General features: G+C 56.2%; 15 protein-coding genes. 7 read left to right on the plus strand and 8 right to left on the minus strand.

From position 1 onward, the window contains the following. Position 1: 1 nt before the first annotated feature. From OGX75_RS17580 to OGX75_RS17590, 3 genes are read left to right on the plus strand one after another with little or no spacing between them, the layout of a single operon-like run. Entirely contained in the window at positions 2-988 is a 987-nt protein-coding gene (locus tag OGX75_RS17580; RefSeq protein ID WP_115181828.1) for an ABC transporter substrate-binding protein, read from the plus strand. Further along, a complete protein-coding gene (locus OGX75_RS17585; RefSeq protein ID WP_052194398.1) occupies positions 985-2,067 on the plus strand; it encodes a FecCD family ABC transporter permease in 1,083 nt (360 codons plus the stop codon). The genes OGX75_RS17580 and OGX75_RS17585 overlap by 4 nt, the downstream gene beginning before the upstream one ends. Beyond that, positions 2,064-2,840, plus strand: a complete 777-nt coding sequence (locus tag OGX75_RS17590) for an ABC transporter ATP-binding protein (RefSeq protein ID WP_012133231.1) — start codon at positions 2,064-2,066, stop codon at positions 2,838-2,840. The genes OGX75_RS17585 and OGX75_RS17590 overlap by 4 nt, the downstream gene beginning before the upstream one ends. 99 nt (positions 2,841-2,939) lie before the next feature. Here the strand turns inward: OGX75_RS17590 and gpmA are convergent, their stop codons facing one another. The 7 genes from gpmA to modE all read right to left on the minus strand — a co-directional run bounded on the left by gpmA (position 2,940) and on the right by modE (position 10,719). Further along, positions 2,940-3,692, minus strand: a complete 753-nt coding sequence (gpmA, locus tag OGX75_RS17595) for a 2,3-diphosphoglycerate-dependent phosphoglycerate mutase (RefSeq protein ID WP_012133230.1) — start codon at positions 3,690-3,692, stop codon at positions 2,940-2,942. A 221-nt stretch (positions 3,693-3,913) separates the two neighbouring features. Continuing rightward, the gene (galM, locus tag OGX75_RS17600; RefSeq protein ID WP_286451405.1) at positions 3,914-4,954 is read right to left on the minus strand and encodes a galactose-1-epimerase; all 1,041 of its coding nucleotides are present in this window, start codon (positions 4,952-4,954) and stop codon (positions 3,914-3,916) included. Further along, complete coding sequence (galK, locus tag OGX75_RS17605) at positions 4,948-6,096, minus strand: galactokinase (RefSeq protein WP_286451404.1); 1,149 nt, start codon at positions 6,094-6,096, stop codon at positions 4,948-4,950. Before galK ends, galM begins: the two co-directional genes overlap by 7 nt. A 3-nt stretch (positions 6,097-6,099) precedes the next feature. Further along, entirely contained in the window at positions 6,100-7,146 is a 1,047-nt protein-coding gene (gene galT / locus OGX75_RS17610; RefSeq protein WP_286451403.1) for a galactose-1-phosphate uridylyltransferase, read from the minus strand. A 9-nt stretch (positions 7,147-7,155) separates the two neighbouring features. Beyond that, entirely contained in the window at positions 7,156-8,172 is a 1,017-nt protein-coding gene (gene galE, locus OGX75_RS17615) for a UDP-glucose 4-epimerase GalE (RefSeq protein WP_024130520.1), read from the minus strand. Between the two features lie 218 nt (positions 8,173-8,390). Beyond that, positions 8,391-9,863, minus strand: a complete 1,473-nt coding sequence (gene modF / locus OGX75_RS17620; protein ID WP_115614944.1) for a molybdate ABC transporter ATP-binding protein ModF — start codon at positions 9,861-9,863, stop codon at positions 8,391-8,393. Positions 9,864-9,930: 67 nt separating this feature from the next. Continuing rightward, positions 9,931-10,719 (minus strand): molybdenum-dependent transcriptional regulator, encoded by a 789-nt coding sequence (modE, locus tag OGX75_RS17625; protein ID WP_012133223.1) that lies wholly within the window; start codon positions 10,717-10,719, stop codon positions 9,931-9,933. A 128-nt stretch (positions 10,720-10,847) separates the two neighbouring features. On the opposite strand from modE, the gene OGX75_RS17630 reads away from it, so the two are divergent. The 4 genes from OGX75_RS17630 to modC all read left to right on the plus strand — a co-directional run bounded on the left by OGX75_RS17630 (position 10,848) and on the right by modC (position 13,761). Continuing rightward, positions 10,848-10,997, plus strand: coding sequence for an AcrZ family multidrug efflux pump-associated protein (locus tag OGX75_RS17630; RefSeq protein WP_024130518.1), 150 nt, complete (start codon positions 10,848-10,850; stop codon positions 10,995-10,997). A gap of 240 nt (positions 10,998-11,237) precedes the next feature. Further along, complete coding sequence (gene modA / locus OGX75_RS17635; RefSeq protein ID WP_012133221.1) at positions 11,238-12,011, plus strand: molybdate ABC transporter substrate-binding protein; 774 nt, start codon at positions 11,238-11,240, stop codon at positions 12,009-12,011. Beyond that, the gene (gene modB / locus OGX75_RS17640; protein WP_012133220.1) at positions 12,011-12,700 is read left to right on the plus strand and encodes a molybdate ABC transporter permease subunit; all 690 of its coding nucleotides are present in this window, start codon (positions 12,011-12,013) and stop codon (positions 12,698-12,700) included. The genes modA and modB overlap by 1 nt, the downstream gene beginning before the upstream one ends. Before the next feature lie 2 nt (positions 12,701-12,702). Next, positions 12,703-13,761: a molybdenum ABC transporter ATP-binding protein ModC gene (gene modC / locus OGX75_RS17645; RefSeq protein WP_012133219.1), complete on the plus strand. Its 1,059-nt coding sequence runs from the start codon at positions 12,703-12,705 to the stop codon at positions 13,759-13,761. Here modC and OGX75_RS17650 read toward each other — a convergent pair whose 3' ends face one another. Beyond that, positions 13,762-14,580, minus strand: a complete 819-nt coding sequence (locus OGX75_RS17650; protein WP_012133218.1) for a pyridoxal phosphatase — start codon at positions 14,578-14,580, stop codon at positions 13,762-13,764. Positions 14,581-14,732 lie beyond the last annotated feature (152 nt).

Below are 14,732 nucleotides of genomic sequence, written 5' to 3' on the forward strand. Positions count from 1 at the left end.
CATGACGCTAACCCGCATTTTCCCCGCGCTGGCCTGGCTGGTGGCGGGGAGCCTGTTTGCCGCGCAGCCGCACAACGATGTGCGCATCGCTTCGCCGTGGCCGGCGCAAAACACCATCATCACCATGCTGGGGTATGGCGATAATATTGTTGGCACGTCGATGATTGCAAAGACGATTCCGCTTTTTCGCCAGAGTCTGCCGCGTATTGAGAATGTCGCCGTTGTCAGCGTCAACAGCGGTCACGAACTGGACCCGGAGCAGATCATCTCGCTCGGTACGCAACTGCTGTTTGTGCCAAAATCGATGACGGTGCCGAGGGCGTCGCTGCTCCAGCAGGCGGGGGTGCGCGTACTGGCGTTTGAGGCGAACTCCATGCAGGCGCTGACCGCCCGGGTGCATAAAACAGCGGAGGTGCTGGGGCCGGATGCGCAGGATAAAGCGCAGCGGTATCAGCAGTATTTTGACCGCAATGTGGAGCGGGTAAAGGCGCGCTTAAGCGATCTTCCTGAAGATCAGCGAATGACCCTCTATCACAGCATGGGCAATCCGCTGACCACTTCCGGCAGGCCGTCGCTTAATCAGGACTGGATGGATCTGGCCGGTGCAAAAAACGTCGCCGAGCGCTGGTTTAGCCACAAGCAAAACCGGACGGGGGAAGTTGCTCTTGAGCAGATTGTCGCGGCAAATCCGGCGGTGATTGTCGCCATGAATAAGCGGGATGCGGATGCCATCCTGACTTCTCCCCAGTGGGCGCAGGTGGATGCCGTGATTCATCATCGCGTGTATGTGAACCCGAAAGGGATGTTCTGGTGGTGTCGGGAGACCAGCGAAGAGGCGTTACAATTCCTCTGGCTGGCAAAAACGCTCTACCCGCAGCGCTTTGCCGATGTGGATATGCGCAAGGAGACCCGCCGCTTTTACCAGGACTTCTTTGGCATTACACTCAGCGACGCGCAGATTAGCGATGTGCTCAATCCGCCGAAATGACTCTACAGGTAAGGAACGTTATGTCGCTATCCGCTAATGCTCCGTCGATCGACGATCGCTACCGTCTTGTGGTACGCAAGCGGTTGATGCTGGCGCTGCTGATTATTGCGGCGATAGTCGCCTCGCTGGTGCTGGACTCTACGCTTGGCCCGTCTGGTCTGTCGCTCGGCGAGCTCTGGCAAACGCTGCTGCACCCGGCAAGCGTTAATGCGGGGACGCGCGTTATCGTCTGGGATATCCGTTTACCCTATGCGCTGATGGCGTTACTGGTGGGAATGGCTTTGGGGTTGGCGGGCGCCGAAATGCAGACGATCCTGAACAACCCGCTGGCGAGTCCGTTCACGCTGGGCGTTTCTTCCGCAGCAGCCTTTGGCGCTGCGCTGGCGATCGTGTTGGGTATCGGCATTCCCGGCGTTCCTGCCGCCTGGTTTATTCCCGCGAATGCCTTTGCTTTTGCGCTGCTGTCCGCCCTGCTGCTGGACGGGATTACTCGCTGGACGCGCGTGGCGACCTCTGGCGTGGTGCTGTTCGGTATCGCGCTGGTGTTTACCTTTAATGCGCTGGTGTCGATGATGCAGTTCGTTGCCGATGAGGACACGCTACAGGGGCTGGTGTTCTGGACGATGGGCAGCCTGGCGCGCGCGTCGTGGGAAAAGCTCGGCGTGCTGGCGTTGGTGTTTGCCATTGTGCTGCCGTGGTCGATGCGTAGCGCCTGGCAATTGACGGCGCTGCGGTTGGGGGAAGATCGGGCGATGAGTTTTGGCATTGACGTGCGGCGCCTGCGCCTGTCATCGCTGCTGCGCATCAGCCTGCTATCGGCGCTGTCGGTGGCGTTTGTCGGGCCAATCGGTTTTATCGGTCTGGTCGCGCCGCACATTGCGCGAATGCTGTTTGGTGAAGATCACCGGTTCTATCTGCCGGGCAGCGTGTTGACGGGGGGGCTGGTGCTGTCTCTAGCCTCGATCGCGTCGAAGAATATTGTTCCTGGGGTGATCATCCCGGTAGGCATCGTAACGTCGCTGGTGGGTGTGCCGTTCTTCCTGAGCATTATTTTGCGCCACCGGGGGAGCATGTCATGAGCGGGTTGATCCTCAAGGGAATAAGCGCCGGTTACCCGAAACATCCGGTTATTCGCGATCTCAGCGTGCCTGAGCTGCCGCGCGGTAAAATTACCGTTCTGCTGGGGCCGAACGGCTGCGGGAAATCAACGTTATTACGCGCGCTGGCCGGGCTGAATAAAGCCCGTGGCGAGGTCATGCTGGACGGTGAGAACCTGATGTCGCTGCCGTTTGCCCGGCGTGCGGAAAAGGTGGTGTTTTTACCTCAGTCGCTGCCGCAGGGCGTACATCTGCATGTGCTGGAGTCAATTATCGTGGCGCAGCGGGCGTCCGGCGGGCGGGATGGCGCGAACAGCCACTCGCAGGTGCTGGCAATCCTGGATCAACTCGGCATTGCGCATCTGGCGCTGCACTATCTTGACCAGCTTTCCGGCGGCCAGCGGCAACTGGTGGGGCTGGCGCAGTCGCTGATTCGCTACCCGGAACTTTTGTTGCTGGACGAGCCGCTTAGCGCGCTGGATCTGAACTATCAGTTTCACGTTATGGATCTGATCGCGCGGGAAACGCGGGCGCGCAATATGGTGACGGTTGTGGTGGTGCATGACATTAATATCGCGCTACGCCACAGCGAACATGTGCTGATGCTGAAGGAGGGCAAACTGGTGGCCAGCGGCGCGCCGGAAGCGGTTATTACCGCAGAAAGCCTGGCGGAAGTGTATAACGTTCGGGGTCGTGTGGAACGTTGTTCACAGGGCAGGGCGCAGGTGGTGCTCGACGGGGTTATCGGGGTTTAAGTGCATGTATTGCCGGATGGCGCTTCGCTTATCGGGCCTACGGGACGCACATTGCCAACCCGTAGGCCCGATAAGCGAAGCGCCATCAGGCAAATCAGATTACTTCGCTTTACCCTGGTTCGCTACGGCCGCCGCTTTTGCCGCGATCTCGTCAGCGTTACCCAGATAGTAATGTTTGATCGGTTTGAAGTTTTCGTCGAACTCGTACACCAGCGGTACACCGGTCGGGATGTTCAGTTCGAGAATCTCTTCTTCGCTCATGTTATCCAGGTATTTCACCAGCGCACGCAGAGAGTTACCGTGAGCGGCGATGATGATGCGCTCACCGCTTTTCATGCGCGGCAGAATGGTTTCGTTCCAGTAAGGGATCACGCGATCGATAGTCAGCGCCAGGCTTTCAGTCAGCGGTAGCTCTTTCTCGGTCAGTTGCGCATAACGCGGATCGTGGCCCGGGTAACGCTCGTCATCTTTGGTCAGCTCCGGCGGGGTTACGGCAAAACCGCGACGCCACTGTTTAACCTGCTCATCACCGTATTTTTCAGCGGTTTCCGCTTTGTTCAGACCCTGTAGTGCGCCGTAGTGACGTTCGTTCAGCTTCCAGGATTTCTCAACCGGCAGCCAGGCCTGATCCAGTTCGTCCAGGACGTTCCACAGCGTGTGGATGGCACGTTTCAGCACGGAGGTATAAGCAAAATCGAAGCTATAGCCTTCCTCTTTCAGCAGTTTACCTGCCGCTTTTGCTTCACCCACGCCTTTCTCGGACAGGTCAACATCGTACCAACCGGTGAAACGGTTTTCGTTGTTCCACTGACTTTCGCCGTGACGTACCAGAACCAGCTTAGTTACAGCCATACTCTCACTCCTCAAGCTTTATTGAATGATAATAATTCTCATTATATTGCCGTGACAGGTCAGCGGCAACGCTTACGCATAACCATAGCGAAAATAGTGACGCAGTGTAAGGTTCTTGTGAACCCGGAGTTGCGATTTTGTCTTTGAGTGGTGGGGATTTGAGCAAAGCGACGCGCCACAGGCCCGATAGCTGGCACCATCGGGCCTGTTATGGCTCATCGTCAGGCCGGAATAAACTGATATTCCGTCAGGCTGGCGTACTCGTCGCCGGGATGCAACACGCAGTCAGGTTGCGGCCATTCCGGGTGGTTCGGGCTGTCTGGCAGAAATTCGCTTTCCAGCGCCAGGCCTTGCCAGTCGGCATAAGGTTCAGGCCCGCGTGACGGCGTGCCGCCCAGATAGTTGCCGGAATAGAATTGCAGCGCCGGAGCGGAGGTATAAACCTTCATCTGCAATTTCTCATCCTGCGACCACAGATGCGCGGCTGGCTGGCTGGCATCACCTTTGGTCTGCAATAAGAAGGCGTGATCGTAACCTTTTACCTTGCGCTGATCGTCATCGGCAAGAAACGCGCTGGCGATGGTTTTTGCGCTGCGGAAGTCGAACGAGGTTCCGGCAACGGATTTCAGCCAGTCGAGTGGAATACCACTTTCATCAACCGGCAGGTACGTATCAGCCAGAATCTGTAGCTTGTGCTGGCGTACGTCTGACTGCTCGCCGTCCAGGTTAAAGTAGACGTGATTGGTCAGGTTCACCGGGCAGGGCTTATCTACCGTCGCTCGATAGGTAATGGAGATTCGGTTATCGTTGGTGAGACGATACTGCGCGGTGGCGCAGAGATGGCCGGGGAAGCCCTGATCGCCATCGTCAGACGTCAGTGCAAACAGCACCTGACGATCGTTCTGGTTGACTATCTGCCAGCGACGTTTGTCAAAGCCGTCCGGCCCGCCGTGCAGTTGGTTTTCACCCTGGCTCGGCAGCAGACTGACGGTTTCACCCGCCCAGGTGTAACGGCTGTTGGCAATGCGATTGGCGTAGCGGCCAATCGATGCACCAAGAAAGGCGGCCTGATCCTGGTAATATTCCGGGCTGGCGCACCCCAGCAACGCTTCACGGACGCTGCCATCGGTTAGCGGGATACGGGCGGAAAGTAGTGTGGCGCCCCAGTCCATCAGCGTGACCACCATCCCTGCATCGTTGCGCAGGGTGAGCAGGCGGTACGGCTGACCATCGGGCGCCAGTGCGGGCGTTTCGTTTAGCACTGTCCGGCTCCTTGTGAGGGTTTGCATACGTAAAACGTTTCTTTGATTCCGGTTTTCGCTTCATACTGCGTGGCTACGGCCTGCTGTACGGCAGGAACCAGCGCTTCCGGGATCAACGCGACGACGCAGCCGCCGAAGCCGCCGCCGGTCATGCGTACGCCGCCTTTATCGCCGATGGTCGCTTTCACAATTTCGACCAGCGTGTCGATCTGCGGGACGGTGATTTCGAAGTCATCGCGCATTGAGGCGTGAGATTCCGCCATCAATTCACCCATGCGTTTCAGGTCGCCTTTCTCCAGCGCGCTGGCGGCTTCAACGGTACGGGCGTTTTCGGTCAGTACGTGGCGAACACGTTTGGCGACAATCGGGTCCAGCTCGTTGGCCACCGCGTTGAACGCCGCAAGGCTGACATCGCGCAACGCCGGTTGCTGGAAGAAACGCGCGCCCGTTTCACACTGCTCGCGACGGGTATTGTACTCGCTGCCCACCAGCGTACGTTTAAAGTTACTGTTGATGATCACCACCGCCACGCCTTCCGGCATGGAAACCGCTTTCGTACCCAGCGTGCGGCAGTCAATCAGCAGGGCATGATCTTTTTTACCCAGCGCGGAGATCAGCTGATCCATAATGCCGCAGTTACAGCCGACGAACTGATTCTCCGCTTCCTGGCCGTTGAGCGCGATTTGCGCGCCATCCAGCGGCAGGTGGTACAACTGCTGGAATACGGTGCCGACCGCGACTTCCAGCGACGCAGAAGAACTGAGTCCCGCGCCCTGCGGCACGTTGCCGCTGATAACCAGATCCGCGCCGCCAAATGCGTTATTTCGTTTTTGCAGATGCTTCACCACGCCGCGCACGTAGTTTGACCACTGCTGGCTGTCGTGGGTAACGATCGGCGCATCAAGGGAGAATTCATCAACCTGGTTGTCGTAGTCAGCCGCAATCACGCGCACTTTGCGATCGTCACGCGTGGCGCAGCTAATCACCGTCTGGTAGTCGATAGCGCAAGGCAGCACGAAGCCGTCGTTGTAATCGGTGTGCTCGCCGATCAGATTGACGCGACCAGGCGCCTGAATGGTGTGGGTAGCAGGGTAGCCGAAAATTTCTGCAAACAGAGATTGTGTTTTCTCTTTCAGACTCATTATTTAAACTCCTGATTCGCGAAAATGAATGTCGCTGACCGCGCGCAGACGCTCCGCCGCTTGTTCTGCCGTCAGATCGCGCTGGGTCTCCGCCAGCATTTCATAACCGACCATAAATTTACGGACGGTCGCGGAACGCAGCAGCGGTGGATAAAAGTGCGCGTGTAGCTGCCAGTGCCCGTTCTCTTCACCGTTAAACGGCGCGCCGTGCCAGCCCATGGAGTAGGGGAAGGAGCACTGGAACAGGTTGTCATAACGACTGGTCAGCTTTTTCAGCGCCAGCGCCAGGGAGTCGCGCTGATCGTCGGTCAAATCGGTAATGCGCAGCACATGCGCTTTGGGCAGCAGCAGCGTTTCAAACGGCCAGGCTGCCCAGTAAGGCACGACCGCCAGCCAGTGCTCGGTTTCAACCACCGTACGGCTGCCGTCCGCCAGTTCGCGCTGCGCATAATCCACCAGCATTGGGGAGTGATGCTCGGCGAAGTAGGCTTTTTGCAAACGATCTTCACGCTCGGCTTCGTTCGGCAGGAAGCTGTTGGCCCAAATCTGGCCGTGCGGATGCGGGTTGGAGCAGCCCATCGCCGCGCCTTTATTCTCAAAAACCTGCACCCAGGGGTAGATTTTTCCCAGATCGGCAGTCTGTTCTTGCCAGGTTTTGATGATGTCGGTCAGCGCGGGGAGGCTCAGTTCCGGCAGCGTCTTGCTGTGATCGGGAGAAAAGCAGATCACGCGGCTGGTGCCGCGGGCGCTCTGGCAACGCATTAACGGGTCATGGCTGTCCGGCGCGTCCGGGGTGTCAGACATCAGCGCGGCAAAGTCATTTGTAAAGACATAGGTGCCGGTGTAATCCGGGTTTTTATCTCCGGTTACGCGCGTATTGCCCGCGCACAGGAAGCAGTCCGGGTCATGGGCGGGAAGCGCCTGCTGAGATGGCGTTTCCTGCGCCCCCTGCCAGGGGCGCTTTGCGCGATGCGGTGAAACCAGAATCCACTGTCCGGTTAGCGGGTTAAAACGGCGATGTGGATGATCGACAGGATTAAATTGCGTCATGACATGTCCTTAGTCTGGATATCCCTGCGGATGGCGTGACTGCCAACGCCAGGTGTCCTGTGCCATTTCGTCAAGTGTGCGGGTTACGCGCCAGTCCAGTTCGCGGTCGGCTTTGCTGGCGTCCGCCCAGTAGGCCGGAAGGTCGCCTTCACGGCGTGGGGCAAAATGATAAGCAACGGGTTTACCGCAGGCTTTGCTGAAGGCGTTAACCACATCCAGCACGCTGTTGCCAACACCGGCGCCAAGGTTGTAAATATGCACGCCTTGTTTGCCAGCCAGTTTTTCCATCGCGGTTACGTGGCCGTCGGCAAGATCCATCACATGGATGTAATCACGCACGCCGGTGCCGTCTTCGGTAGGGTAGTCGTTGCCAAAGACCGCGAGTGATTCGCGACGGCCAACGGCGACCTGGGCGATGTACGGCATCAGGTTGTTAGGAATGCCTTGCGGATCTTCGCCCATATCACCTGACGGATGCGCGCCGACCGGGTTGAAGTAGCGCAGCAGGGCGATGCTCCAGTCCGGCTGCGCTTTTTGCAGGTCGGTCAGGATCTGTTCGACCATCAGTTTACTTTTGCCATATGGGCTCTGCGGCGTGCCGGTCGGGAAGCTTTCGACATAAGGAATTTTGGGCTGATCGCCGTAGACGGTGGCGGAGGAGCTGAAGATGAAGTTTTTGACATTGGCGGCGCGCATGGCGCTGATTAAACGCAGCGTACCGTTGACGTTGTTGTCATAGTATTCCAGCGGTTTGGCGACGGATTCGCCCACGGCTTTCAGACCGGCAAAGTGAATGACGGCGTCAATCGCGTGGTCATGCAGAATTTCAGTCATCAGCGCTTCGTTACGAATATCGCCTTCAACGAAAGTTGGGTGCTTACCACTTAATCGCTCGATAACAGGCAGTACGCTGCGCTTACTGTTGCAGAGGTTATCAAGGATGATGACATCGTGACCGTTTTTCAGTAACTGTACACAAGTATGACTTCCAATGTAACCGCTACCACCGGTGACCAGTACTCTCATAATTCGCTCCGTTAAGCCTATGGTATGGAATAACCATAGCATAACAAAGATGCGAAAAGTGTGACATGGAATATATTAGTGGAATCGTTTACACTTCGGTTTTTTCACCCGCCAACGACTGTTATTTAATGATAAATCATATGCTTTAAGAATGATTGCGCCTTTTATCTGAAAAAGCAGTGAAAAAAGGGGCGTGGTCGCACGCCCCCAGTGAACCGCTAACGCAGCGTCGTCTGTTGATAGCGGTAACTCTCGCCTTCCGGTACAAACTCCAGCCGATGGGTAATGCAGCCTGGGGCGTCTTCCGCGTGATGGGAGACAAACAACAACTGCGTTTCTCCCTCGCTAATCAGTACATCGACAAAGCGGCGAACAAGCTGACGATTCAGCGGGTCCAGGCCTTGTAAGGGCTCGTCAAGAATCAGCAGCGTAGGGTGTTTGACCAGCGCACGGGCGATCAGCGCCAGCCGTTGTTGCCCCCAGGACAGGCTGTGGAAAGGCGCATCCGCAGTGCGTTTGTCCATTCCCAGAATATCCAGCCATTGCTGCGCCAGCTTGTGCTGCCTGTCGGAAACCGCCTGGTAGATGCCAATCGAGTCAAAGTAACCGGAGAGAATGACATTACGCACCGTGGTGCTGACGCGGTAATCCAGATGCAGGCTACTGCTGACATAGCCGATATGTTTTTTGATATCCCAGATTGTTTCACCACTCCCGCGACGGCGGCCAAACAGCGTCAGGTCGTTGCTGTATCCCTGCGGATGGTCGCCGGTGATTAAACTTAGCAGGGTGGATTTTCCCGCGCCGTTAGGCCCGACAATCTGCCAGTGCTCACCCGGATTCACCTGCCAGCTCAAATGATTAAGGATAGGGCGGTCGTTATAGGAGACGACGCCATCGTTGAGAATAATGCGCGCCGCGCCGTCCGGCAGGGCGTGACGGGCAGAAGGCTCATCCGGCTCGGGCAACTTTACGCCTTCCAGTCGTTCGCTATGCGCGAGTTGGGCAATCAGCGCCCGCTGGAGCAAATCCGCTTTTTCCCCCGTTTCCGTTAACGTGCAGTCGGCAAGGACTCCCGCATACTGAACGAATTCGGGGATCTCATCGAAGCGGTTTAACACCAGCACCAGCGTGTAGCCCGACTGGTGCAGCGTGGCGAGAAGATTCGCCAGTTGCTGGCGGGAGGCGACATCCAGCCCGTCAAACGGCTCATCGAGGATTAATAAATCCGGCTCTGACATCAGCGCCTGACAAAGCAGCGTTTTGCGCGTTTCGCCCGTAGAAAGGTATTTAAAACGTCTGTCGAGCAGGGAAGAAATGCCAAACTGCTGCGCCAGTTCGGCACAGCGGGCGGGATCGCTCACCTCATCCTGAATGATTTCTGCCGTAGTACGTCCGGTGTCGTCTTCGCCAGGGCTGAGCAGGTCGGTGTTATTGCGCTGCCATTCATCGCTGACCAGTTTTTGCAACTGTTCGAATGAGAGGCGGGTGACGCGCGCGAACTGAGACTGGCGCTCGCCTTTCAGTAGCGTCAGTTCTCCCGCCAGCGCGCGGGCCAGCGCCGATTTCCCGCTTCCATTGGTGCCGACAAAAGCCCAGCTATCCCCCGCCTGCAACGTCAGCGCATTTAACTGAAGCGTTTTTGTGTCGCTCAGGCGAAACGTACCTTGCGAAATATGCAATGATGACATTTTGTATCCCATTTTTTGCAGCGATGAATGACAGGGATACGTGTTCAAAGAACAGATGTCAATGCACTTAGCACAACGTAGCGATAATCACTCTGTCAGCATTAAAATATGCCGTCACGTTAGCACCTTCTTCCAGCGTGGCGGTCTCTTCAACGGGCAGGGTGGCGCATAACGTCTGGCCGTCAGGTAATGTCATGAGAACTTCGCACTGCTCGGCGCCGCGTTCAATATGGCTGATGGTTCCCTGAAGCTGGTTGTCGGCAGCCCGGGCAATCGCCTCGTCCTGGGTAATGCCAACCCACGGCGCTTTCAGCAGGATCAGGACTTCTTTACCTTCATCAAGGCCAAGACGCTCGCCGCTTTGCGCAGTGATGGCGACCTTCAGTCGCGTTTCGCCGTCGGCCAGCAGCACATCGACATGCTGTTGAACCTGATCGTGATCGCGTGCGGTAATGGTGCCGAACCACTGGTTACGGGCGCTGGTTTGCAAAGAGAAACGGGAAATGGCGGCCAGCAGGCTGTCGAGCGGCAGGGCGTCGTCGTCGCTCAGCACGTCGAACGCTTTTTGCTGAATCTGGGCGAGCAAATCGTAAAGCTGGATCAGGCGCTGACCGTAGCGGGTCAGTATCGCGCCGCCGCCGCCTTTGCCGCCCGTTGCGCGCTCGACGAGCGTCTGCTCGCTGAGTTGGTTCATCTCGTTAATGGCATCCCAGGCGCTTTTGTAGCTGATGCCCGCATCTTTCGCCCCCTGGCTGATGGAGCCGGAAAGCGCGATATGCTTGAGCAGCGAAATGCGGCGGGGGTCCGCAAACAATTTTTGTTGAAGTTTGAGTGTAAGGAGGATTTCGGCCTGCATAACAAGATCCTGGCAAAAGGGTTATTGTGACGGAAAACCGCTTCCGCGCAAAGTCGACCGCACAAAAGGGGAGTGCTTTTCTCATTTATGCAGTTAGAATATCAAAAGAATCCTATCTGGAGTTGACCATGTTAGAGTTATTGAAAAGTCTGGTATTCGCCGTAGTCATGGTTCCGGTGGTCATGGCCATCATTCTGGGGCTGATTTACGGTCTGGGTGAAGTGTTCAACATTTTCTCCGGCATCGGTCAGAAAGACCAGTCCAGACAAAACCATTGATTTTTAAACGCCCGCTCAGTCGGGCGTTTTACTTTCTTCGACTTTCAGGCCGCATTTTTGTTGGCTGTGCCTGTGAGTCTCAGCGCAACCCGAAATCTATTGGGTAGCGCCCCTCAAGATCCTGCTTTTTCTGCCGATATTTTCTTTGCGTAACCTCAATTGGGTATCAATAACTTCTGGGAAAAACCTTATTTTCTCGCTATATTTGCGCCTACATAACGACACTCAAAGGAGTTACAGATGGCACGTACATGGTTACGCCTGTTTGCTGGGGCAACATTATCTCTGACTGTTGCCGGACATGCGCTGGCGGATGAAGGGAAAATCACCGTATTCGCGGCGGCTTCGCTGACCAACGCAATGCAGGATATTGCGGTTGAATACAAAAAAGAGAAGAACGTTGACGTTGTCTCTTCATTTGCCTCTTCTTCTACGCTGGCTCGCCAGATTGAAGCGGGAGCGCCAGCGGATCTGTTTATCTCTGCTGACCAGAAATGGATGGATTACGCGGTAGACAAAAAAGCGATTGATACCGCAACGCGTGAAACGCTGCTTGGCAACAGCCTGGTTGTGGTCGCGCCAAAGGCCAGTGAACAGAAAGACATCACCATCGACAGCAAAACCAACTGGACGACTCTGCTGAATGGCGGTCGTCTGGCGGTGGGCGACCCGGAACACGTTCCGGCTGGCATTTATGCAAAAGAAGCGCTGCAAAAACTGGGCGCATGGGATACCCTGGCACCGAAACTGGCTCCTGCGGAAGACGTGCGTGGCGCACTGGCGCTGGTGGAGCGTAGCGAAGCGCCGCTGGGCATCGTTTACGGTTCTGATGCCGTTGCCAGCAAAGGCGTGAAAGTGGTTGGCACGTTCCCGGAAGATTCCCATAAGAAAGTGGAATACCCGATCGCAATTGTTGATGGACACAAAAACGCAACGGTCAGCGCGTTCTATGACTACCTGAAAGGACCGCAGGCTTCCGAAATATTTAAACGTTATGGATTTACGACGAAGTAATGATACTGACTGATCCAGAATGGCAGGCCGTTCTACTGAGCCTGAAAGTTTCTTCCCTGGCCGTGTTGTTTAGTCTGCCGTTTGGGATCTTTTTTGCCTGGTTACTTGTGCGATGCAAGTTTCCAGGCAAAGCGTTGCTCGACAGCGTACTGCATCTGCCGCTGGTTTTACCGCCCGTGGTGGTCGGTTATCTGCTGCTTATCGCGATGGGCCGACGCGGATTTATTGGTCAGTGGCTTTATGACTGGTTCGGCATTACCTTTGCCTTTAGCTGGCGAGGCGCCGTGCTGGCGGCGGCGGTGATGTCTTTCCCGTTAATGGTTCGCGCTATTCGTCTGGCGCTTGAAGGGGTTGACATTAAGCTGGAGCAGGCCGCCAGAACGCTGGGCGCAGGACGCTGGCGTGTTTTCCTCACCATTACGCTACCGCTGACATTGCCTGGCATCATCGTCGGGACCGTGCTGGCGTTTGCCCGTTCGCTCGGCGAGTTCGGCGCTACCATCACTTTCGTGTCTAACATTCCGGGTGAAACCCGCACCATTCCTTCCGCGATGTATACCCTGATCCAGACCCCTGGCGGCGAAAGCGCGGCGGCGAGATTGTGCATTATTTCTATTGTGCTGGCGCTGATCTCATTGTTGATTTCGGAATGGCTGGCGCGTATCAGCCGTGAGCGCGCGGGGAGATAAACATGCTGGAACTCAATTTCTCCCAGACGCTGGGCACCCACTGTCTGACACTCAACGAAACGTTACCTGCCAATGGGATCACCGCTATTTTTGGCGTTTCCGGCGCCGGGAAAACATCGCTGATCAATGCCATCAGCGGACTGACGCGCCCGCAAAAAGGGCGCATTGTGCTCAATGGTCGCGTGCTTAATGATGTTGAAAATGGCATCTGCCTGACGCCGGAAAAACGGCGCGTCGGTTATGTGTTCCAGGATGCCCGACTGTTTCCGCATTACAAAGTGCGCGGCAATCTGCGCTATGGCATGGCGAAAAGCATGGCCGGACAGTTCGACAAGCTGGTGGATCTGCTCGGTATCGAACCTTTGCTGGAGCGTTTGCCTGGCAGCCTTTCCGGCGGGGAAAAACAGCGTGTGGCGATTGGTCGCGCGTTGCTGACCGCGCCGGAGCTACTGTTGCTTGATGAGCCGCTGGCTTCGCTGGATATTCCGCGCAAACGCGAACTGCTGCCGTATCTGCAACGCCTGGCGCGCGAAATTAATATCCCCCTGCTGTACGTCAGTCACTCGCTGGACGAGATTTTACATCTGGCGGACAGAGTCATGGTGCTGGAAAACGGGCAGGTGAAAGCGTTTGGCGCGCTGGAAGAGGTCTGGGGCAGCAGTGTGATGCACCCGTGGCTGCCGAAAGAGCAGCAGAGCAGCATCCTGAAAGTGAGCGTGCTGGAGCATCATCCGCATTATGCAATGACCGCGCTGGCGCTGGGCGATCAGCACCTGTGGGTCAACAAACTGGAAGAGCCGCTGCAAACCGTGCTGCGTATTCGTATTCAGGCCTCGGACGTGTCGCTGGTATTACAACCACCGATGCAAACCAGTATCCGTAATATCCTGCGGGCAAAAGTGGCAAACTGTTATGACGATAACGGGCAGGTGGAAGTCCAGCTTGAAGTCGGCGGGAAAACGCTGTGGGCAAGAATCAGCCCGTGGGCCAGGGATGAGCTGGGCATCAAACCTGGCCTGTGGCTGTACGCGCAAATCAAGAGTGTCTCAATTACCGCCTGATTACAGCAGGTGGGTATAAATAAACTTCGCAATGCTGTCCGTGGTGTTATCGCCGATCACGATATTCGCCCGCGTTTTCACCGCGTCGTCAGCATTGCCCATCGCGACGCCGGTGCCTGCCGCTTCCAGCATACTGATATCATTGTAGTTATCGCCAAACGCCACCACATTCTCCATCGACCAGCCCTGCGCTTCAATCCACTGGGTAAGGCGCTTCCCTTTGCTGTTCCCTTTACGCGCGATATCCACCTGATCGTGCCAGGACCATTCGCATTCCAGACCCAGCTGATGCTCAACCTGCTGCACGAACTGTTGCAGTTTTGGCAGATTTTCATCGGTCAGCGCGAATTTCCAGACGGCGTTGACGTCGCGTGCCGACTGCGCCAGCGACGGCACCTGAGTAAAGGTCGGGCGCTGTTCCGGCGGCAGCGTCTGCGCCCAGTTAGCGGTACGGATCACATGGCCGGTCGGGCGTTCATAAACCATCGCGTCATCAACGTACATCAGACCGTGAATCTGATGCGCATCCAGCAGATCAATCAGTTGCAATGCCTGATCGACAGGCAGCGGATCGGCCTCAAGAACATTTTTTGCTTGATAATCATACAAGTAAGTGCCGTTACAGCAAATTGCAGGTGTATCCAGCGCCAGTGCCTGATAAAAAGGATGAATCGCAACGTGATGACGGCCAGTGACGATGATAAGTTGGTAGCCTGCCTCTCTGGCGCGAGAAAGCGCCTCAAGCGAGGAGGGGAGCAATGTTTTTTTCGGCGTCAGTAAGGTGCCGTCTAAATCCAGGGCAATCACACGAGCGGTCATAGGGAGTTCCAGATTAAGGTTGAGAATTTTGCCTGCGGGAATGGTACACCGAGACGGTTGGCCGGACAAAATTCTGAGCGTTAATTCAGCATTCACCGTTAAAAGCGTCTACGTTAAGCTGTATTCCGCAATTGCAGACAGTTGCCATAAGG

This window comes from Citrobacter sp. CK199, assembly GCF_030333285.1.
GTDB classification, from domain to species: domain Bacteria; phylum Pseudomonadota; class Gammaproteobacteria; order Enterobacterales; family Enterobacteriaceae; genus Citrobacter_B; species Citrobacter_B koseri.